Origin of the sequence: Streptomyces neyagawaensis, assembly GCF_023516595.1 — a bacterium.
Classification (GTDB): domain Bacteria; phylum Actinomycetota; class Actinomycetes; order Streptomycetales; family Streptomycetaceae; genus Streptomyces; species Streptomyces neyagawaensis.
In genome coordinates, this window is sequence record NZ_JAMGBG010000103.1 from 32,182 (window position 1) to 50,977 (window position 18,796).

At 71.1% G+C, this 18,796-nt stretch carries 18 protein-coding genes; 6 read left to right on the forward strand and 12 right to left on the reverse strand.

Annotated features, from left to right (window positions below; genetic code table 11):
* Positions 1-54 precede the first annotated feature (54 nt).
* The 4 genes from M8J73_RS32985 to M8J73_RS33000 form a co-directional block, all read right to left on the reverse strand.
* Entirely contained in the window at positions 55-1,083 is a 1,029-nt protein-coding gene (locus M8J73_RS32985) for a 6-phosphofructokinase (protein WP_055539407.1), read from the reverse strand.
* A gap of 186 nt (positions 1,084-1,269) precedes the next feature.
* Positions 1,270-1,917, reverse strand: a complete 648-nt coding sequence (locus M8J73_RS32990; RefSeq protein WP_055539422.1) for a response regulator — start codon at positions 1,915-1,917, stop codon at positions 1,270-1,272.
* A 98-nt stretch (positions 1,918-2,015) separates the two neighbouring features.
* Positions 2,016-3,260, reverse strand: coding sequence for a MacS family sensor histidine kinase (gene macS, locus M8J73_RS32995; RefSeq protein ID WP_206187863.1), 1,245 nt, complete (start codon positions 3,258-3,260; stop codon positions 2,016-2,018).
* Between the two features lie 69 nt (positions 3,261-3,329).
* Entirely contained in the window at positions 3,330-4,121 is a 792-nt protein-coding gene (locus M8J73_RS33000) for a lysophospholipid acyltransferase family protein (RefSeq protein ID WP_055539423.1), read from the reverse strand.
* A gap of 197 nt (positions 4,122-4,318) precedes the next feature.
* Between M8J73_RS33000 and M8J73_RS33005 the strand changes: the two genes are divergently transcribed.
* The 4 genes from M8J73_RS33005 (at position 4,319) to M8J73_RS33020 (ending at position 7,932) form a co-directional block, all read left to right on the forward strand.
* On the forward strand, positions 4,319-5,236 hold the full coding sequence (locus M8J73_RS33005) for an alpha/beta hydrolase (RefSeq protein WP_055539409.1): 918 nt from the start codon (positions 4,319-4,321) through the stop codon (positions 5,234-5,236).
* A complete protein-coding gene (locus M8J73_RS33010; RefSeq protein ID WP_055539410.1) occupies positions 5,229-5,942 on the forward strand; it encodes a hypothetical protein in 714 nt (237 codons plus the stop codon). The genes M8J73_RS33005 and M8J73_RS33010 overlap by 8 nt, the downstream gene beginning before the upstream one ends.
* A 303-nt stretch (positions 5,943-6,245) precedes the next feature.
* Complete coding sequence (locus tag M8J73_RS33015; protein ID WP_055539411.1) at positions 6,246-6,869, forward strand: RNA polymerase sigma factor; 624 nt, start codon at positions 6,246-6,248, stop codon at positions 6,867-6,869.
* On the forward strand, positions 6,862-7,932 hold the full coding sequence (locus tag M8J73_RS33020; RefSeq protein WP_055539412.1) for a CU044_5270 family protein: 1,071 nt from the start codon (positions 6,862-6,864) through the stop codon (positions 7,930-7,932). Before M8J73_RS33015 ends, M8J73_RS33020 begins: the two co-directional genes overlap by 8 nt.
* Before the next feature lie 86 nt (positions 7,933-8,018).
* Here the strand turns inward: M8J73_RS33020 and M8J73_RS33025 are convergent, their stop codons facing one another.
* Entirely contained in the window at positions 8,019-8,966 is a 948-nt protein-coding gene (locus tag M8J73_RS33025; RefSeq protein WP_055539413.1) for a quinone oxidoreductase family protein, read from the reverse strand.
* A 102-nt stretch (positions 8,967-9,068) separates the two neighbouring features.
* Here M8J73_RS33025 and M8J73_RS33030 point away from each other — a divergent pair, with 102 nt between their 5' ends.
* Positions 9,069-9,533, forward strand: a complete 465-nt coding sequence (locus tag M8J73_RS33030) for a MarR family winged helix-turn-helix transcriptional regulator (protein WP_107423993.1) — start codon at positions 9,069-9,071, stop codon at positions 9,531-9,533.
* A 127-nt stretch (positions 9,534-9,660) separates the two neighbouring features.
* Here M8J73_RS33030 and M8J73_RS33035 read toward each other — a convergent pair whose 3' ends face one another.
* The 6 genes from M8J73_RS33035 to M8J73_RS33060 form a co-directional block, all read right to left on the reverse strand.
* Positions 9,661-10,419 carry an endonuclease/exonuclease/phosphatase family protein gene (locus M8J73_RS33035; RefSeq protein WP_055539415.1) on the reverse strand — a complete coding sequence of 253 codons (759 nt, stop codon included), beginning with the start codon at positions 10,417-10,419 and terminating at the stop codon, positions 9,661-9,663.
* A 147-nt stretch (positions 10,420-10,566) separates the two neighbouring features.
* On the reverse strand, positions 10,567-11,520 hold the full coding sequence (locus M8J73_RS33040; RefSeq protein WP_055539416.1) for an ROK family glucokinase: 954 nt from the start codon (positions 11,518-11,520) through the stop codon (positions 10,567-10,569).
* A gap of 260 nt (positions 11,521-11,780) precedes the next feature.
* Positions 11,781-12,287 carry a DUF5304 domain-containing protein gene (locus M8J73_RS33045; protein ID WP_055539417.1) on the reverse strand — a complete coding sequence of 169 codons (507 nt, stop codon included), beginning with the start codon at positions 12,285-12,287 and terminating at the stop codon, positions 11,781-11,783.
* A gap of 57 nt (positions 12,288-12,344) precedes the next feature.
* On the reverse strand, positions 12,345-13,514 hold the full coding sequence (locus tag M8J73_RS33050) for an ArsA family ATPase (protein WP_055539418.1): 1,170 nt from the start codon (positions 13,512-13,514) through the stop codon (positions 12,345-12,347).
* A 174-nt stretch (positions 13,515-13,688) separates the two neighbouring features.
* Complete coding sequence (locus M8J73_RS33055) at positions 13,689-14,129, reverse strand: SRPBCC family protein (protein ID WP_055516449.1); 441 nt, start codon at positions 14,127-14,129, stop codon at positions 13,689-13,691.
* A gap of 83 nt (positions 14,130-14,212) precedes the next feature.
* Positions 14,213-15,010, reverse strand: coding sequence for a metallophosphoesterase family protein (locus M8J73_RS33060; RefSeq protein ID WP_079054910.1), 798 nt, complete (start codon positions 15,008-15,010; stop codon positions 14,213-14,215).
* A gap of 306 nt (positions 15,011-15,316) precedes the next feature.
* Between M8J73_RS33060 and M8J73_RS33065 the strand changes: the two genes are divergently transcribed.
* On the forward strand, positions 15,317-17,113 hold the full coding sequence (locus M8J73_RS33065; RefSeq protein ID WP_055539420.1) for an AMP-dependent synthetase/ligase: 1,797 nt from the start codon (positions 15,317-15,319) through the stop codon (positions 17,111-17,113).
* Positions 17,114-17,131: 18 nt separating this feature from the next.
* On the opposite strand, the gene M8J73_RS33070 is transcribed toward M8J73_RS33065, so the two are convergent.
* On the reverse strand, positions 17,132-18,769 hold the full coding sequence (locus M8J73_RS33070) for a GMC oxidoreductase (RefSeq protein WP_476718384.1): 1,638 nt from the start codon (positions 18,767-18,769) through the stop codon (positions 17,132-17,134).
* Positions 18,770-18,796: the final 27 nt, after the last annotated feature.

The following is an 18,796-nucleotide window of genomic DNA, read 5'->3' on the forward strand; positions in this document are numbered from 1 at the left end:
CGAGAAACCACGAACCCACCCGCACCCGGCAACGCACACGCGCCCCTCCCCCGGTCAGCCGAAGAACACGCCGACCTCCTCGTACAGCGCGGGATCCACCGTCTTCAGCTTGGCGGTGGCGTCGGCGATCGGGACGCGGACGATGTCCGTGCCGCGCAGCGCGACCATCTTGCCGAAGTCCCCGTCACGGACCGCGTCGATCGCGTGGAGCCCGAACCGCGTGGCGAGCCAGCGGTCGAACGCGCTCGGCGTGCCCCCACGCTGGACATGGCCGAGGACGGTCGTCCGGGCCTCCTTGCCCGTGCGCTTCTCGATCTCCTTGGCGAGCCATTCGCCGACCCCGGACAGCCGGACGTGCCCGAAGGAGTCCAGGGACTCGTCCTTCAGGACCATCTGGCCGTCCTTCGGCATCGCGCCCTCCGCCACGACCACGATCGGCGCGTACGACGCCTTGAAGCGTGACGTCACCCAGGCGCACACCTTGTCGACGTCGAAGCGCTGCTCGGGGATGAGGATGACGTTGGCGCCACCGGCCAGGCCGGAGTGGATGGCGATCCAGCCTGCGTGGCGGCCCATCACCTCCACCACCAGGACCCGCATGTGGGACTCGGCCGTGGTGTGCAGCCGGTCGATCGCCTCGGTCGCGATGCCCACGGCCGTGTCGAAGCCGAAGGTGTAGTCCGTGGCCGACAGGTCGTTGTCGATCGTCTTCGGAACGCCCACGCAGGGCACGCCGTACTCGTCCGACAGACGCGCGGCCACGCCCAGCGTGTCCTCGCCGCCGATGGCGACGAGCGCCTCGACCTCCTGCTTGGCGAGGTTGTCCTTGATGCGGCGGATGCCGCTCTCCTCCTTGAGCGGGTTGGTGCGCGAGGAGCCGAGGATCGTGCCGCCGCGCGGCAGGATGCCGCGCACGGCGGGGATGTCGAGGCGGACGGTGTCGTTCTCGAGCGGACCCCGCCAGCCGTCCCTGAAGCCGACGAAGTCATAGCCGTACTCCTGCACGCCCTTGCGGACGATGCCCCGGATGACGGCGTTGAGCCCGGGGCAGTCGCCGCCTCCGGTCAGTACTCCGACCCGCATGGAAATGTCCCTTCACCGCGGTTGCCGTAAGCCTTCCGCAGCACCGTAATGGTGACGCAGGTCACTTCGACATGACCGGGTAAGGGCAATTCCGGTGAACTGTCGGGCGGTTGGTTTACTCCTCGGATTGGTCTATGGACGCATTTGTCGATCTACGCGGGCCGGGCCGGCCGGGTGTCCCTCGGTCTACTCGTCGTCGAGGCCGCGTTCGATGGCGTAGCGGACCAGTTCCACCCGGTTGTGGAGCTGGAGCTTGCCGAGGGTGTTCTGCACATGGTTCTGGACCGTGCGGTGCGAGATGACGAGGCGCTCGGCGATCTGCTTGTAGCTCAGGCCCTTGGCGACCAGGCGGAGCACCTCCGTCTCCCGGTCGGTGAGCTGCGGCGCCTTCGGCTCGTCGGCGCCCGCGGCGGGCACCGGCTCGGAGGCGAGACGGCGGTACTCGCCGAGGACGAGGCCGGCGAGGCCGGGGGTGAAGACGGGGTCGCCGACGGCGGTGCGGCGTACGGCGTCGATCAGCTCCTCGGTCGAGGCGGACTTCAGCAGATAGCCCGTGGCGCCCGACTTCACCGCCTCCAGCACGTCCGCGTGCTCGCCGCTCGCCGACAGCACGAGGACCCGCAGGGCGGGGTTGGCGCCGACCAGTTCCTTGCAGACCTGGACGCCGGGCTTCGCGGGCAGGTTGAGGTCCAGCACCAGGACGTCGGGCGCGGCGGCCTTGGCACGGCGGACCGCCTGGTCGCCGTCGCCGGCCGTGGCGACCACGTCGAAGCCGGACTCGGCCAGGTCGCGGGCGACGGCGTCGCGCCACATGGGGTGGTCGTCGACCACCATGACCTTGATCGGGTCGCCCGACCGGTCCTCCCCGTCGACGCCCGACCGCTCCTCCCCGTCGACGCCCGACCGCTCCTGTCCGTCCAGCACGTTGTCCGTCACCGCTTCTCCGCCTTCCCCCGTGTGTCCTTCGGTGCTTCCGAGGCCCTGGGTACCTTCAGTTCGACTTCCGTGCCCTGTCCCGGCACCGAGATCAGCTCGGCCGTGCCGCCGATGTCGCGCAGCCGGCCCCGGATGGACAGGGCCACCCCGAGTCGTCCCTCGCCCTCGGCCTGGGCGAGCCGCCCCTCGGGGATGCCGGGCCCGTCGTCCCGTACGGTCACGATGACCTCGTCCGTCCAGTCCTCGACCAGGATCCAGGCCCGCGCCTGCTCACCGGCGTGCCGGCGCACATTGTCCAGGGCGGCGCCGACGGCGGCGGCCAGCTCCCGTGCCACGGGCGCGGCCAGTTCCACCGGGCCGCCCGGCTCGGACAGGGTGACCTTCGCCCCGGCGTAGGGGGCGAGCAGGGAGCGCAGGTCGAGGGGGCCGTCCCCGGACTCCGCCGTGTCCGGCTCGTCGACCACCCGGACGAGCGCCCCCTCGGCCGCGTCCTCCGAGATCCGGGAGACCGGTACGAGGCCGCCGGAGACCAGCGTGCGCAGCGCGACCTCCTGCTCGCCGGCCATCCGGCCCAGCTCCGCGGCCTCGCCGCCGAGGGCGGTGCCGCGCCGCTGCACCATGGCGAGGACCTGGAGCACGCTGTCGTGGATGTCGCGGGCGAGGCGCTCCCGCTCGCGGGTGGCGGCCTCGATCTCCAGGGCGCGGGCGAGGGTGCGCTCGGAGGCGCGGGCGACCTCGACGACGTAGCCGATGGCGATGGCAGCGACCCATACGAGCAGCACGTTGTGGACGGTGTCGCGGGTGGGGGCGCCGCGGTGGACCAGGTTGGCGACGGCGACGAGGGTGGAGGCGAGGGCCGCCCACCGCCAGCCGCCCTTGATGGCGAAGGCCAGCACGGCGCCCGCGGTCCATATCGACGGCAGGGTGGGGCCGCCGGCCTCGATCCGCGCCGGGGAGTCCGCGAGCCGGGTGAGCAGGATGCCGACGACCGCGATGGTGAGGTCGGCGGCGAGAAACCGTTTGGTGCAGGCGGCCGCGTTGGCGACCCGGGGCAGGGTCGCCAGGGTCCAGCCGACCAGCACCACGAAGTAGGCGATCGCGAGCCAGGGGCGCGGGAACTTGCCGTACGCGCTGATGAACAGGCCGACCGCGTAGATCATCGTCAGGACCCGGTAGCCGGTGAGCGCGCGCCACAGCGGCAGCTCGACCGACATCCTCATGACTCTCTCGCGCTTCGGCATGTGCCCGACCCCCACCCCACCCACGACGGACGCGTTGTCCGCACGCGACCGTATCCGCCGAACGCGACGCTACGAAGCCGGCTGGTCCCGGTCCCCCGTGGACTCCTCGGCCTGCTCCTTGGCCGCCTGCTCCTTCTCGGCCTTGGCGAGGGCCGCCCTGGCGGCCTTGTCGGCCTCTTTCTCCGCCTTGGCCGCGTCCGCGATCTGCCGCTTGGCGGCGGTCGCGTAGATGTCGACGTACTCCTGGCCCGAGAGCTTCATGATCTCGTACATGACCTCGTCGGTCAGCGCCCGCAGGACGAAGCGGTCGTGCTCCATGCCCTGGTAGCGGCTGAAGTCGAGGGGCTTGCCGATCCGGATGCCGGGCCGCATGACCTTCGGCAGGACCTTGCCGGGCGGCTGGATCTTCTCGGTGTCGATCATCGCGACGGGGATGACGGGCGCGCCGGTGGCGAGGGCCACGCGGGCGAGGCCGCCGGGCTTGCCCCGGTAGAGGCGGCCGTCGGGCGAGCGGGTGCCCTCGGGGTAGATGCCGAACAGCTCGCCCCGCTCCAGGACCTGGATGCCGCTCTTGATGGCGGCCTCGCCCGCGCCGCGCGCGCCGGAGCGGTCCACGGGGAGCTGGCCGACGCCCTTGAAGAAGGCCGCCGTGAGCTTGCCCTTCACGCCGGGCGTCGTGAAGTACTCCGCCTTCGCGATGAAGGTGACCTTGCGGTCGAGGACCGCGGGCAGGAAGAACGAGTCGGAGAACGAGAGGTGGTTGCTCGCCAGGATCGCCGCGCCCTCGGCCGGAATGTTCTCCAGGCCCTCCACCCAGGGCCGGAAGGTGACCTTGAGCGGTCCCCCGATGGCGACCTTCATCGCGCCGTACAACAACCGAGTGCCTCTCTGTGTTCTGAGGATCAGACCTTAACCCGGACGGCGGACGAACAGCCCGGCGCCCCGCCCTCCGCCGCTCCTCCCCCCGCCGAAGCCCCTGGTCGGTGTCAGTGCGGTCGCGTACGGTGAACCACACCGGGACTCGTTTCACATCCTTCTCATGAACAGGAGACCGAACCGTGCCGGTCCTTCCTGGAGCCGAGCCCTACCGCCATGAGGGCGGGCAGGTCGGGGTGCTCCTCTGTCACGGCTTCACCGGTTCCCCGCAGTCGCTGCGCCCCTGGGCGGAGTACCTCGCCGAGCGCGATCTGACCGTCGTCCTGCCCCTGCTGCCGGGGCACGGCACCCGCTGGGAGGACCTGCGGATCACCGGCTGGCAGGACTGGTACGCGGAGGTGGACCGCGAGCTGCGCGCCCTGCGCGAGCGCTGTGCGCGGGTCTTCGTGGCCGGGCTGTCCATGGGCGGCGCGCTGGCCCTGCGGCTGGCCGCGAAGCACGGGGACGCGGTCGACGGCGTCGTGGTCGTCAACCCGGCCAACGAGGTGCACGGCCTGGCGGCCCGTGCCCTCCCCGTGCTCCGGCACCTCGTCCCCAGCACCAGGGGGATCACCGACGACATCGCCAAGGAGGGCGTCACGGAGCTGGGGTACGACAAGGTGCCCCTGCACGCGGCGCACTCCCTGCGGACCTTTCTGCGCCTGGTCGACGGTGAACTGCCCCAGGTGACGCAGCCGTTGCTGCTGTTGCGCAGCACACAGGACCATGTGGTGCCGGCCGCCGACTCCGCGCGGGTGCTCGGCCGGGTGTCGTCCACGGACGTCACGGAGATCCTGCTGGAACACAGCCACCATGTCGCGACGTTGGACCACGACGCGGACCGCGTTTTCGAGGAGAGCCTGGCGTTCATGACCCGTGTCGTGGGGGACGGCGCGCCGGACACCGCGAAGGGGACCGACGGGGAGTCCGCGGAGGGTTCCGGCACGGAGTCGATGAAGGAGTCCGGGACGGAATCCGTACAGCAGTCCGGGTCGGGGTCCGCGGAGCGGTTCGGTGCGGGATCCATGGAGCAGAGGGAAGGGACGGCCACTGGTGGCTGAGCACGACTCCGAGCGTGAGCCGGAGGAGAAGGGCGCGCCCCTCGGTGAGCGCCACGGTGACTCACGCGGATCGGGCTCGGGCGGATCGGGTTCCGGTGGCTCGGGCGGCTCGGGTGCCGCGTCCGGTGACACGCCGGGCGAGGAGCAGCAGGTGCCGTTCGACGAGGACGCCGCCTGGCGGGCCATCGTCGCCGGGTTCGGTGAGGAGCCGCCGGACCCGCCGGGCGCCAAGCCGTTCCGTTCCGTGGAGGACCTGGCGCTGCTGGAGGCCGACCCGGAGGAGCCCACCGACCCGCCCGCCGGCGGCGCCGCGGACAGTGCCGGGCCGGCGGCCACCAAGCCGCTGGGCAGCTCGGTCGCGTTCGCGCCCGGTGTCGGCGCCGGTCCACGGGACTACACGGTGCCCGACCCCGTGGGTGAGGACACCGACGAGGACGACGACGAGGACGAGGACGGCGAGGGCCACTTCGTGCCCCCGGAGCCGCCGCCGCTGCCGGAGGCCGACGCGACCGCCAAGTTCGCCTGGCTGGGCGTGGTCGGCGGCCCGGTGCTGCTGCTGCTCGCGGTGCTGCTCGGCTGGGACATGACCTGGTGGCTGACCACCCTGGGCATCGGCGGTTTCCTCGGCGGTTTCGCCACGCTGGTGATGCGGATGAAGACCGACGACGAGGACGACGACGATCCGGGGCGGGGCGCGGTCGTCTGACCCCCGCCGCCGAACGAGGGCCCGCCCGGGAGCGTTCCGGGCGGGCCCTCGCTGTTGTGCGCGGCGGGCCTTCGCCGTTGTGCGCGGGGCGGCCCTTCGCCGTTGTGCGCCGGGCGGCCCTTCGCCGTTGTGCGCCGGGCGGGCCTCGCCGTCGTTTCCGGAGTCGGGCGCGCGGCCGTGGCTCGTGGGCGCGCGCCGGCCTCCGCCGGAATGGAACTCGATTCCGGCGAGCGGCGAAGGACGGGTGAAGAACCTGAACAAGCCCAAGCCTGCGAGGCGTTCGGACGAACGAGAGGAGCCCCGATGACCGTCGGACCACCGGGCATCGGCACCCGCGACGAGGATCGCGAGGAGAGTGATGCCCGCGTGATCGCGCGGTCCCGGGACGAGCCCGAGCTGTTCGCCGTGCTCTACGACCGGCATGCCGACACCGTGCACGGTTACGCGGCCCGGCGGCTCGGTCCGGAGGCGGCGGAGGATCTGATGGCGGAGACCTTCGTCACCGCCTTCCAGCGACGCCACACGTACGACCTGGAGCGGGCCGACGCCCGCCCCTGGTTGTTCGGCATCGCGACGAACCTCGTGGGCCGGCACCGCCGGGCCGAGGCACGCCGGTTCAAGGCGCTGTCCCGGCTGCCGGAGCCGGTGGAGCACGAGGAGCCGGTCGCGGACCGCGCGGTCGCCAGGGCCGGTGCCACGGGGGTGCGCCGGGACCTGGCGGCCGCGCTGGCCGGGCTCTCCGCCCGGCACCGCGACGTCGTGCTGCTGATCGCGTGGGCCGGCCTCGACTACGAGGAGGCGGCCCATGCCCTCGGCGTGCCCGTCGGCACCATCAGATCCCGGCTGAACAGGGCTCGCAGCAAACTGCGCGAAGCACTGGGCGGATCCGATCCGACAGCTTTCCGAGAGGCGGACGCCCATGCGTGACATCGACGACCCGAGGGACCTGAGGGACCTGAGGGACCTGACCGACTTCGACGCGGGGACTCCCCCGTTGGACGACGAGACCCGGCGCCGAGGCCGGGCCCGGCTGCTCGCCGCGATCACCCCGCCCGACACGGACCGCGCGGGGAACCGGACAGCCCGGACCGGCGTGGTGAGCCGCCGGCCGCTGCTGCGTGTCGCCCTGACGGGTGCGGTGGCCGCCGCGGTCGCGGCCGGTGTGCTGGTCGCCGTGCAGGACGACGACGCCGACCGGGGCAGGACCGCGCATCCGCGGGTGACAAGCCTGCCGCCGATGCGGAACGTGAGCGCACGGACGGTGCTCGACGGGGCGGCGGCCTACGAGCGCGAGCACGAGAAAACCGTGAGCCCGCGGGACGACCAGTTCGTCTACACCAAGGAGATCATCAAGGAGACCGACCAGAGGACCGGGCGGACGAAGACCCACGTCGACGAGAACTGGCGCTCCGTGGACGGCTCGAAGCGCTCCTGGATCATGGAGATCGGCAAGGGCTGGTGGTCGCCGCCGCTGGCGGACGACGAGAGCAGCTGGCCCCCGCAGGACTGGGGCAGGCTGCGCAAGCTGCCCACCGACCCGGAGAAGCTGATCCTCGCGATCCGGGCCGACTTCTTCGGCGGCGGGGAGAAGAACACCTCCCTGGAGAAGATCACCGACCAGGAGTGGTCGCACATCCACTTCAGCCTGGCCGGGCTGCTCAAGCTGGTCCCGGTGATGCCGGAGGGGCTGCGGCCGGCGGCGTACGAGGCGCTCGGGATGGTGCCCGGCGTGAAGGCGGTGCCGAACCAGAAGGACGCCAAGGGCAGGGTCGGCGTGGCCATCACCTACGACGACCCGACGCTCCCGGAGGGGTCGTCGAGCTTCGGCGGCTACTTCATCTTCGACCCGGTGACGTACCGGTTCCTGGGCTGCCGGGACGAGCGCACGTCGGGTGGCGGCAAGGACATGAAGGGTTACACCCAGCTGTCGTACCTGGACAGCTGGGCGATCGTCGACCGGGCCAAGCAGCGCCCGGTGGCCGCCGGCTAGGTCGTTCGTAAGGGCCTGCTTCGCGCAGCCGACCTCTTACCAGCACTGGGCAGCGACCAGGGTCACTGCCCAGTCTGCATGTGTGGTCAGGAGACCCGGAGGATGCTCTTGCCATGGGTGGAGCCATCGGCGAGCCGTTGTACGGCCCTGGGCAGGTCTGTGAGGTCGTATTCGGCGGTGATGTCGACGCGTACCCGGCCGTCGGCGATGTAGCCGAGTGCGCGGCGGGCGCTGTCGGCGAGTCGATCCGGATGTGTTCGGCTGAGCAGGTTGCTGTTGTAGGCCAGGAGAGATGTGCCCTGCATGAGGAGGTCGTTGGCGTTGGTCAGGACCGGTTCGTAGGTGCTGAGGTTGCCGTACGCCACCAGTCGGCCGTGGGGTGCGAGCTGGTCGAGGCCGGCGTGCCGGGTCGGGCCGCCGACCGGGTCGAGGATCACGTCGAACTTCTCGTCGCCGAGTCCGGCCGGGAACTCCTCGCGCAGCAGGACCTGGTCGTAGCCGAACTGAGCGGCGTAGTCGGCCCTGGCGGTGCTGCCTGCCACTCCGACGATACGACCGGCGCCGGCCAGTCGGGCGAACTGGGCGGCCAGGGTGCCCACCGAGCCGGCGGCGGCGTGGACCAGCACGCTCTCTCCGGGCCGCACACGCGAGGCGGTGTTGATCAGGTCGTAGGCGGTCGGCGCGCCCCAGCCGATGCCTGCCGCCGTCCGTAGCGGCATGTCGCCGATGTCCAGCGTGAGTACGGCGGGTGCCACGGCCACCTCGGCGTAGGCGCCTGCGGTGGTCAGCGCTGTGACAGGTTCACCGATACGGCCCGGGTCGATGTCCTCGCCGACAGCGACGATGTGTCCGGATGCCTCGAAGCCGGGTACGAAGGGGCGCGGCACGGGGAAGTGGCCGTCCCGGACCATGGTGTCGCCCCACTGGATCCCCGCGTAGGCGACGCGGATCGCCACCTGCCCGGGACCAGGTGCGGGCTCGTCGAGTTGTGCGACGCGGTAGTGGTTTTCGGCATCGAGGAGGACAGCCTTCACGGTTACAGCCCTTTGCGTTGACTCAGTATCCTTACTCTCAGGGAGAGTAGATGTGTAAGGTTCCTTAGTCAACGTATATATCTGTTAATGGAGTGGGAGCACATGGCGCACGCCCCGGTCGAAGACGACCTCTGCACCCGGATCAGGCGGTCGGAACAGGCGCTGATGGCGCACCACGAGGCGGTGCTGCGCACCTACGGGCTGACCATGACCCAGTACACGGTGCTGCTTGCCCTCTCGCGTGAGGGCGGCATGTCCGGCTCCCAACTGGCCCGCTCCTGCGGGGTGACCCAGCAGAGCATGAGCAGCGTGCTCACCAACATGGAGACCAAGCAGCTCATCCGCCGCCAGACGTCCCCCGTGCATGCCAAGGTGCAGATCGCCACCCTCACCGACCAGGGCCGAGCGCTCCTGGACCGCGCCTACCAGGAGGTGATCATCCTTGAGCGCGCACTCACCGATGCGTTCACTCCCTCCGAACACGCCGCACTCTGCGAACTCCTGGAGAGAGCCACCACCGTGCTGATCCAGCAGACGCGCCAAGCGACCGCCCCGCCCACAGCCTGAGGTCTCGGCGGGCGCAGCAACGCGCGGATCGCTACCGAGACCGACACACCGCCGATGATCACCCAGAGGAGTCCTCCGCCGCCCCCGCCAGCGGATCAACCCCCGAAGAACTTCGAGCGCCGACCGCTCAGGACGACGCCGCGGGCACTCTGAGGGCGGCCAGGACCGGGAGGTGGTCCGTGGCCGCCCTCAGGTCGTCCCGGCTGATGCCGGGCAGGCCGAGCGGCACACCGCAGCCGAGGACCTCGATGCCGGGGGTGGCCAGGACGGCGTCGATGCGCTGGTGGGGGTCGGCAGGGGTGGAGGTGTACTCGCTGCCCCAGGGCGCGGTGGCCCAGCAGTCCTGGAGCGTGCCGGCCAGCCTCCGGAACGTGCGGCCGTCGGGGCGTTCGTTGAGGTCGCCGCCCGCCACCGCGTGCTCCACGCCCAGGGCGGCGAGGCGGTCGAGGAGCATGCCGCCCTGCTCGTACCGTTCGTCCTTCTGCAGGGAGAGGTGGCAGGACAGGACGCCGAGGCGGGCGCCGCCGAAGCGGACCACGGCCGTGGCGAAGCCGCGCCGGTGCAGGCCGGGGGTGAGCGGCAGCAGGACGTCCTCCGTGTGCTCGACGGTGGCGCGCAGGCCGCACAGCAGGGCGGGCCCGGAGGCGGTGGCGCCGCCGGAGAGGGTGACGAGGTCCGAGGCCGCGGCCAGCCGCGCGAGTTTCTTGCGCCAGCGGAAGAAGCGCGGGGCTTCCTGGATGAGGACCAGGTCGGGGGCGCAGCCCTTGATCACCCGGGCGAGGGCGTCGGTGTCGTCCCGCATGGAGCGGATGTTGTAGCTGAGGACACGGATGGTCGCCGAACCGTCGGGGTTCGTGCGGGAGTTGGGCAGCGGGTTCGTCGCCATGAGGATCAAGATACGCCCCGAGCCCGGGGGTATTTGTCCGTTTGCGGCCGGGGGCGGTTCGTGGCTCGGCACGCGCGTGCGGCGGAGCCGAACATGGATACGGCCCCGCGCCCCTTTCCGGGACACGGGGCCGCGGCCGACCGGGTGTCACATGATCGGGTCGGGCTCTCTCGCCAGGTCGGCCGCGCCCACCAGGCCGGCCTCGTTGCCCAGCCGGGCGGCGATCACCTGGGCGACCGGGCGCCAGTTGCCGCCGACGAGCCACCGCTTGTACGACTTGCGGATGGGGTCGAGGACCAGCTCGCCCTCGTCGGACAGGCCACCGCCCACGATGAACGCCGACGGGTCGAAGAGGGAGGCGAGGTCGGCGAGACCGGCGCCGGCCCAGCGGGCCAGCTCGCGGTAGGAGTCGACGGCGACGGGGTCACCCTGGCGGGCGGCCATGGAGATGTGCTTGCCCTCGATGCCGTCGGGCGTGCCGTCACCGAGGCCGAGGAGGATCTCGGCGTTCTCGGGGGTCGCGTTGGCGCGCTGCTTGGCGTACCGCACCAGCGCGCGCCCCGACGCGTACTGCTCCCAACAGCCCTGGCTGCCGCAGCCGCACAGCAGGCCGTCGGGCACCATCCGGATGTGGCCGAACTCGGCGGCCACCCCGAAGTGTCCGCGGCGCAGCTTGTTGCCGATGATGATGCCGCCGCCGAGGCCCGTGCCGAGGGTGATGCAGATGACGTTCCGGTGGCCCTTGCCCGCGCCGAACCTGTACTCGCCCCACGCGGCCGCGTTGGCGTCGTTCTCGACGACGACGGGCAGGCCCACGCGGGCCTCGACCTTCTCCTTCAACGGCTCGTTGCGCCAGTCGATGTTCGGGGCGAAGTAGACCGTGGAGCGCTGGCGGTCGACGTAACCGGCAGCGCCGATGCCGACGCCGACGATCTCGTGGCCGGCTCGCGCGCCCTCGACGGCGGCGGCGATGGCGTCCACGATCCCCTCGGGCGTACCCGGGGTCGGCACCTTGTGGGTCGAGAGGATGTTGCCTTCCTCGTCGACCACACCGGCCGCGATCTTGGTACCGCCGATGTCGACGCCGATGGTGAGTCCCATGAATCCCTCAGTTTCGGTCGAGCCCCGCTACGGCCAACCGTACCCGAGGGCCCAGCACCGGAGCTCCCGTCGTCCGCCCGGCGGACGCCCCTGAGAGCCTGTGAACAAACCCGCGCCCGGGCCCGAGGTGACTGGCGCCTCCGCCTCCGGCGTTGCCGTCAGTCGCGATGGCTCCGCCATCACTCCCTCCTCCGCCTTGGATTCAAAGGCGCAAGGCACCTCGGGCTGATCCGGACGGGGGTTCGTTCACAGGCTCTGCATCAGTCCAGGTCGATGCGTTCGCCGGGGCCCTGCCCGTCGTCCTCGTCACGGCGTTCCCGGTGGGCGGGGTCGCGGGTGGTCCACCGGCGTTCCTGGGCCTCGACGGCGGAGCGGTACGCGGCGAGGAGTTCGTTGCCCGCGGCGGCGAGGTGGTCGAAGACGTCCGGGTTGCGTTCGATGACGGGTTCGACGGCGGCCTTGGCCTGCTGGACGACCTGGTTGACCATCTGCTGGGCCGCTCCGCCCGCCACCGCGCCGAGCAGCGGCGACTGGAGGCCGGACAGCTTGTCGGCGACGGTGTCGACCAGCTTGCGCAGTTCCTCGGCGGCCGAGCCCGGCGGCGGCCCGTGCTGCGCCCGGCGGCGGGCCTTCTCCGCGGCGAGGTCCTCCTCGCACGCGGTGGCCCAGGCGTCGGCGTCCGTGGCCCGTACCTCGTACTCGTCCGCGGCGGCCCGGCCGGCCGCGTCCTGACGAGCGGCATCGGACGAGGGGCGCTCTTCGCTCATGGCGGACTCCTGCCTACGTTTCGTACCTTCGACGTTACCCGAACGGGGGTATGCGGTTCACCGGGTGCGGGGCCAGAACCGGGGGTCCGGGGCGAAGCGGATCCTCAGCTCGCCGTCCCGCAGGGCCGCCCCGTCGACCGTGCAGCGGCGCAGGGCCGAGGGCAGCGGCACGATGCGCCGGAACTGCCCGGCGGTGACGACCAGCTCGTCGCCGCGCCGCACGAGGTCCAGTTCGTCGCGTATGGCGCCGGGCAGCGGGAGGTGCCAGACGAGCACGCCGTCGTCGGCGAGCCGGTCGGTGACGGGCCACTCGACCCGGGCAGGCCTGTCACCCGCAGGGGGTACGTCGAGAGCGGTGAGGTCGTCGGTGCCGCGCGGGTCACGGCCGAGGTGGGCGACCTCCCGCACGGGGTGGGTGGCGCGCCACTCCGACAGCGTCTTGTCCTGCTGGGCGACGAGACCCGCGAGCCAGGTGTCGGAGGTCTCCTCGGGCAGCACCCGGTTGGCGACCAGCGCGTCCACGGGGAGGCCGCGCAGGGCGAGGCCGACGCCCGCGGTCCGGATGTGGTCGGCGCCGGCGGGGCCGGGCTCGGCGACCAGCCGTACGGTCGTGCCCGGGTCGTCGACGACCGCGGCGACGGCGGCCAGCTCGACGTCCCAGCGGCCGGCCGTCTCGTACAGCCACTCCGCGGGCATCGGCACGCCGGCCAGCCGGCCGAGCACGGGGCGCAGGGCGCGGGCCGCCTGGCGTTCGGCGGGCAGCAAACGCCGCAGATAGCGGCGGAGTTCCTCGGGGAGGCCGAGCAGGGCGAGCGCCTGCGGGAGGGGCGGCAGATCGACGACGAGGAGGTCGTACACCTCGGACAGCGCGGCGTCGCGGAGCGCGCGCAGGAGGGCCAGCTCCTCGGCGCCGGGCAGCGGGGTGAGTTCCTCGGCGTCCAGCCGGCCGGCGCCCAGCAGATCCAGGACGGAGGCGGCGCGCTCCTGGAACGCGACGAGGTCCGCGCGGAAGCCGGCGGCGGCGTCGGGCCGCCACGCCGTGAGGCCGGGGCCGACCGGTACGGGCTCGGCGCCGGTCGGGGTGCCCAGCACCGCCCCGAGACTGTCGGTCCGGTCGGCGCTCAGCACGAGCGTGCGGCAGCCCTCCCGAGCCGCCGCCACCGCCGTGGCCGCGGCAACCGTCGTACGGCCACTGCCGCCTTGCCCGGTGATCAGGATGGTGCGCATGGGGCTGAACGGTAACCCACTGAACGGGGCCAGGGATTCAGCTCACGACGCGAACGCGGCGGAGGACGGCGCCGAGGAACCGCCGGGTACTCAAGGGGCGCGGGGAACCGCGCGCCCGACCACAGCGGACCCGCAGCCGCGAACACACGCGCACCCCCGCCCCCTTGGGCGGACCTACGCGCCCGATTCCACCCGCTTCTTCAGCCCCGCCAGCGCCCGATCGATGATCACCTTCTCCGCCTTGCGCTTGATCATCCCGAGCATCGGGATCTTCACGTCCACGGTCAGCTGGTACGTCACCTCAGTCGCCGAGTCACTCACCGGCTTGAGGATGTACGACCCGTCCAGCGACCGCAGCATCTGCGACTTGACCAGCGTCCAGGACACCTCGTTCGCCCCGGTCCAGGTGTACGCCAGCGTCTGGTCGTCCTTGATCGCCCCGGCGTCCATGACGAGCCGTACCTGCTCGGCGCGCCCCTCGTCGTCGGTCTTCAGGACCTCCGCCTCCTTCACCTCACCCGTCCAGTCGGGGTAGCGGGCGAAGTCGGCGATCACTCCCATGACGTCGGCCGCCGCAGCCTCGATCGTGATGCTCGAACTGGTGAATTCCGCCATCGCCGTGGCTCCTCCAGAGACGGTCCGGTGAGGGAGGTGGGTGCGCACGTATGTGCAGCGTGAAGGCTACCGCGCGTACGGACTCACCACTCCAACGCCCACGGCTTACCGCTCCCGGCGAAGTGCCCCACGTTCACGCACTCGGTCGCCCCGATCCGCATCCGCCGCGCCAGCGGCTGGTGGACGTGCCCGAACAGCGAGTACCGCGGCCGGGTCCGGCGGATCGCCTCCAGCAGCGCGTGGCTCCCGCGCTCGAACCGGCGCGCGACCGTGTCGTACACCAGCTCGGGCACCTCCGGCGGGATGTGGGTGCACAGCACGTCCACCTCCCCCACCGCCTCGATCTTCGCCGCGTACTCCTCGTCGCTGATCTCGTACGGCGTGCGCATGGGGGTGCGCAGTCCGCCGCCCACGAACCCGAAGACCCAGCCCCCGATCTCGACGCGCTCCCCGTCCAGCACGGTCGTCCCCTGCCCCGCGTACTCGGACCACAGCGCCGGCATGTCGACATTGCCGTAGGTGGCGTACGTCGGCTCCGGGAACGCCGCGAACAGCTCGGCGTACTGCTTGCGCACGGCCTTCTCGATCACGGCGGAGCGGTCCTGGCCGATGCCGGCCCAGAGCCGGGTGCCGAGGTCGCGGGCCTCCTCGAAGCGCCGGGCGGTGCGCAGCTCGACGAGCCGGGTGGCGTTCTCGGCGCCGAACAGATCGGGGAAGATCCCGCGCGAGTGGTCCGCGTAGTCGAGGAAGAGGACCAGGTCACCGAGGCACACCAGGGCGTCGGCACCCTCGCCGGCTCTGGCCAGGTCGCGCGCGTTGCCGTGCACGTCACTGACCACATGAATACGCGTCCTGCGGTTACCGCCTCGTGTGGGTGCCATGACGATCAAGCGTAGGCGGGTGCGGCATAGGTGAACAGAGTCGACCGAACCTGCGGTTACTGGCCAGTCAGTAAGTGGGGGGATTATTGTTCCCGGAGAACCCCATACGTGTGACGCGGAAAACATCTCCCGCACCCCCCCTCGCGGAGAAGCCATACCGGCGGGTAACGTCCGGGCAGTCCAGTCGTGCTCAGGTTTTCAACCAGTGAGGAACAAGTGGGACCTGGGCGCTAGCCCCAGCCTTGGACCGCACCGTCGCATCACACACAGAGTCGTGGCGCCGGCGCCCTATGAGGAGCAGCAGTCTTGCGCGAGTTCAGCCTTCCGGCTTTGTACGAGGTCCCCGCGGACGGAAATCTGACCGACATCGTCCGGAGAAACGCCGCGCAGCATCCCGATGTCGCCGTCATCGCCCGCAAGGTGGACGGTGTCTGGCAGGACGTCGACGCGGTCCAGTTCCTCGCCGAGGTGCGGGCGGCCGCGAAGGGGCTCATCGCCGCCGGCGTCCAGCCGGGCGACCGGGTCGGGCTGATGTCCCGTACGCGGTACGAGTGGACCCTGCTGGACTTCGCGATCTGGTCGGCGGGCGCGGTCACCGTGCCGGTGTACGAGACCAGTTCGCCGGAGCAGGTGGAGTGGATCCTCTCCGACTCGGGCGCCACCGCCATGATCGTGGAGCTGGACACGCACACGGCCGCCGTCGAGTCGGTGCGCGAGCGGCTGCCCGCGCTCAAGCATGTGTGGCAGATCGAGGGCGGCGGTGTGGAGGAGCTGGGGCGCCTCGGCCAGGACGTCACCGACCAGGCCGTCGAGGAGCGCAGCTCGCTGGCGAAGGCCGACGACGCGGCGACCATCGTCTACACGTCCGGCACGACGGGCCGCCCGAAGGGGTGTGTCCTCACCCACCGCAGCTTCTTCGCCGAGTGCGGCAACGTGGTGGAGCGGCTGCGGCCACTGTTCCGCACGGGCGAGTGCAGTGTGCTGCTCTTCCTTCCGCTGGCGCATGTCTTCGGCCGGCTGGTGCAGGTCGCGCCGATGATGGCGCCGATCAAGCTGGGCACCGTGCCGGACATCAAGAACCTCACGGACGAGCTGGCCTCCTTCCGGCCGACGCTGATCCTCGGTGTGCCCCGGGTGTTCGAGAAGGTCTACAACTCCGCCCGGGCCAAGGCGCAGGCCGACGGCAAGGGCAAGATCTTCGACAAGGCGGCGGACACGGCGATCGCGTACAGCAGGGCGCTGGACACCCCGTCGGGCCCGGCCCTCGGGCTGAAGATCAAGCACAAGGTGTTCGACAAGCTCGTCTACAGCAAGCTGCGGGCGGTGCTCGGCGGCAAGGGCGAGTACGCGATCTCCGGCGGCGCCCCGCTGGGCGAGCGGCTCGGCCACTTCTTCCGCGGCATCGGCTTCACGGTCCTGGAGGGCTACGGCCTCACCGAGTCCTGTGCGGCGACGGCGTTCAACCCGTGGGACCGGCAGAAGATCGGTACGGTCGGGCAGCCGCTGCCGGGTTCCGTGGTGCGCATCGCGGACGACGGCGAGGTGCTCCTGCACGGCGACCACCTGTTCAAGGAGTACTGGAACAACCCGGGCGCCACCGCGGAGGCGCTGGCCGACGGCTGGTTCCACACCGGTGACATCGGCACCCTCGACGAGGACGGCTACCTCAGCATCACGGGCCGCAAGAAGGAGATCATCGTCACCGCGGGCGGCAAGAACGTCGCCCCGGCCGTGATCGAGGACCGGATCCGCGCGCACGCGCTGGTCGCGGAGTGCATGGTCGTCGGCGACGGGCGTCCGTTCGTGGGCGCGCTGGTCACCATCGACGAGGAGTTCCTGGGCCGTTGGGCCGCCGAGCACGGCAAGCCCGCGGGGTCCACCGCGGCGTCACTGAGCGCGGACGCCGATCTGAACGCGGCCGTCCAGGCCGCGATCGACGACGGCAACGCCGCGGTGTCGAAGGCGGAATCGGTGCGGAAGTTCCGCATTCTCTCCTCCCAGTTCACGGAGGACTCGGGCCACCTGACGCCGTCCCTGAAGCTCAAGCGGAACGTGGTGGCGAAGGACTTCGCGGACGAGATCGAGGCGATCTACGCGAAGTAGCACGCCCCGGCTGTACGGCTATGGCGCGGTGTCCTCGGCGAGGACCCGCGCCATCGTGCGTTCGGCGAGCGCGGTGATGGTGACGAACGGGTTGACGCCGATCGAGCCGGGCACCAGCGAGCCGTCGGTGACGTAGAGCTTCGAGTAGCCCTTCACCCTCCCGTAGTCGTCGGTCGCCTTGCCCAGCACACAGCCGCCCAGCGGGTGGTAGGTGAAGTCGTCGGCGAACACCTTGTTGGACGAGCCGAACAGGTCGTACCGGTAGATCGTGTGGTTGGCCGAGTTGATCCGGTCGAACAGCTTCTTGGCCATGGAGACGGAGACCGCGCTCTGGGCGGCGCTCCAGCCGAGCTTCGCCGAGTCGCTCGCGGCGTCGTAGGTGAACGAGGCGCGCTCGGGGTTCTTGGTGAGGGCGAGGTAGAGGCTGACCCAGTGCTCAAGACCGGTGGGCAGCGGGGCTATCTCGGCGAAGACGGGGTTGGCGGTGTTGGCCCAGTCGTCGATGCCGAGCACCGGCATGGTCGACTGGTTCGCCCCGACCGTGTCCCACAGGTGGTTGGCCCGGCCGAGCATCACATTGCCGTTGGGGCCCCAGCCGGCCCCCACGCTCGCGTTCAGTGCGGGCAGGGTGCCCTTGGCCCGTGCCCGGACGAGGAGTTCGGAGGTACCGACGCTCCCCGCGCCGAGGAAGAGGTACGTGCAGCCGTACTCCTTGGTCTCGACGACCGTGTCGGTGTCGTCGACGCGGTCGACGGTGACGACGTACGTCCCGTCGGGCTCCCTGCGGATGCCCCTGGCCCGCTCCATGGTGTGGATGGTGACGTTTCCGGTGCCGAGGGCGGCGGCGAGGTACGTCTTGTCGAGGCTCTTCTTGCCGTGGTTGTTGCCGTAGATGACCTCCCCGGCGAGGGCCGACTTGGTCGCCGTGCCGGCCGCCTCGCGCTGCATGTAGCCGAAGTCGTAGACGCTCGGCACGAAGGTGGTCCGCAGGCCGGCCTTCTGGGCGTGGGCGCGGGAGACACGGCTGAAGCGGTACCACTCGGTGGACTCGAACCACGCCGGGTCGACGGTGTTGACGCCGAGCATGGCGCGGGCGCGCGGGAAGTACGTGCCGTACATCTCGGCGGCGTCGACGGTGGGGAACTGCTCGGCGAAGTACGACGGGAGGGGGGTGACGGCCATGCTGCCGTTGACGAGGGAGCCGCCGCCGACGCCGCGGCCCAGGAAGACGGACATGTTGGCGTAGCGGACCCGGTCCAGGACGCCGGGGTAGGGGCTGATGTCCCGGTTGACGACGTCCAGCCACAGGAAGGTGGCGAGCGGGGCCTCCGTGCGGGTCTTGAACCACATGGATCTGCTGTCCGGTTCCCTGGTCGAACAGAAGACCTTGCCGTCCGGGCCGACCGTGTTCCACAGTCGGCCCATCTCCAGGACGACGGTGCGGATACCGGCCTGTCCGAGGCGGAGGGCGGCCACGGCGGCGCCGTAGCCCGAGCCGATGACGAGGGCCGGGGAGGTGTCGACGGCGTCGGGCTCGACGGCGTGCGCCGACTGGAGGCCGACTCTGGTGAGCCCGAGGGCGGCGGCCGTCTGGAGGGCAGCCATGCCGAGGATGCGACGGCGAGAAAGGTGATGTTGCGTCAGTTTCTCTGTCATGCACACAGGATGGGCGGACGCCCCCAT

Excerpts from the sequence above, each read along its gene's own strand:
- M8J73_RS32985 (WP_055539407.1), bottom strand. The coding sequence starts at position 1,083 with ATGCGGGTCGGAGTACTGACCGGAGGCGGCGACTGCCCCGGGCTCAAC.
- M8J73_RS32990 (WP_055539422.1), bottom strand. The coding sequence starts at position 1,917 with ATGGTGGTCGACGACCACCCCATGTGGCGCGACGCCGTCGCCCGCGAC.
- macS (WP_206187863.1), bottom strand. The coding sequence starts at position 3,260 with ATGCCGAAGCGCGAGAGAGTCATGAGGATGTCGGTCGAGCTGCCGCTG.
- M8J73_RS33000 (WP_055539423.1), bottom strand. The coding sequence starts at position 4,121 with ATGAAGGTCGCCATCGGGGGACCGCTCAAGGTCACCTTCCGGCCCTGG.
- M8J73_RS33015 (WP_055539411.1), top strand. The coding sequence starts at position 6,246 with ATGACCGTCGGACCACCGGGCATCGGCACCCGCGACGAGGATCGCGAG.
- M8J73_RS33020 (WP_055539412.1), top strand. The coding sequence starts at position 6,862 with ATGCGTGACATCGACGACCCGAGGGACCTGAGGGACCTGAGGGACCTG.
- M8J73_RS33030 (WP_107423993.1), top strand. The coding sequence starts at position 9,069 with ATGGCGCACGCCCCGGTCGAAGACGACCTCTGCACCCGGATCAGGCGG.
- M8J73_RS33035 (WP_055539415.1), bottom strand. The coding sequence starts at position 10,419 with ATGGCGACGAACCCGCTGCCCAACTCCCGCACGAACCCCGACGGTTCG.
- M8J73_RS33040 (WP_055539416.1), bottom strand. The coding sequence starts at position 11,520 with ATGGGACTCACCATCGGCGTCGACATCGGCGGTACCAAGATCGCGGCC.
- M8J73_RS33045 (WP_055539417.1), bottom strand. The coding sequence starts at position 12,287 with ATGAGCGAAGAGCGCCCCTCGTCCGATGCCGCTCGTCAGGACGCGGCC.
- M8J73_RS33050 (WP_055539418.1), bottom strand. The coding sequence starts at position 13,514 with ATGCGCACCATCCTGATCACCGGGCAAGGCGGCAGTGGCCGTACGACG.
- M8J73_RS33055 (WP_055516449.1), bottom strand. The coding sequence starts at position 14,129 with ATGGCGGAATTCACCAGTTCGAGCATCACGATCGAGGCTGCGGCGGCC.
- M8J73_RS33060 (WP_079054910.1), bottom strand. The coding sequence starts at position 15,010 with ATGGCACCCACACGAGGCGGTAACCGCAGGACGCGTATTCATGTGGTC.
- M8J73_RS33070 (WP_476718384.1), bottom strand. The coding sequence starts at position 18,769 with ATGACAGAGAAACTGACGCAACATCACCTTTCTCGCCGTCGCATCCTC.